1 pseudogene is annotated in these 716 nt (G+C 69.7%); it reads right to left on the minus strand.

Annotated elements, in window-relative coordinates:
• Positions 1 to 42: 42 nt before the first annotated feature.
• Positions 43 to 627: pseudogene (locus D3D02_RS18190) on the minus strand (proton-conducting transporter membrane subunit); the annotation flags it as partial.
• Between the last annotated feature and the right edge of the window lie 89 nt (positions 628 to 716).

The following is a 716-nucleotide window of genomic DNA, read 5'->3' on the forward strand; positions in this document are numbered from 1 at the left end:
CCCCATCGTCAGGGGCATCCGCTTGCCGATCCCCGCCATCTACGACATGTAGTCTGTGTGCGTCGACACGTGGATGTTGCCCGCACAGAAGAACAGGGTGAGCTTCATGAACGCGTGCGCCGGGATGTGGAGGAACGCGCCCACGAGCCCGTACCACCCGAAGAGGCCGAGCCCGAGGATGATGTAGCTCAGCTGGCTGATAGTCGAGTAGGCGAGCCGGCGCTTCAGGTGGTCCTTTCGGAGGGCGATGAGCGAGGCCGCCGTGAGCGTGATCGCGCCGATAGTCGAGAGCACGAGCCCGGCCGTGAAGCCGAGCGGCAGCGACAGGTCGAAGACGAGCTCCGGGCCGAACACGTCGAGGACGACGCGCGAGACGCCGAACGCGCCGGACTTGACGACGGCGACCGCGTGGAGGAGCCCGGAGACGGGCGTCGGCGCCACCATCGCCTCGGGGAGCCACTGGTGGAGCGGCATGATCCCGGCCTTCACGCCGAACCCGATCGCGAGCAGGAAGAAGGCGAGCATCGCCAGCCCGGGGTCGGCGTTCGCGAGCTCCGCGATGCCGCCCGCGGTGAAGTCGACGCTGCCCGCGAGCAGGTAGACGAGCGCGGTGCCGGCGAGGACGAGCCCCTTCACGGCGGGTCACCCCCGGTCGTCGGCGTCGACTCGTCCGGGTCGCGCGGCGCGCGATCGGCGAGCAGTCGGTCGGTCACGGA

Source organism: Halobellus sp. Atlit-38R, from assembly GCF_003665925.1.
GTDB classification, from domain to species: Archaea; Halobacteriota; Halobacteria; order Halobacteriales; family Haloferacaceae; genus Haloquadratum; species Haloquadratum inordinatus.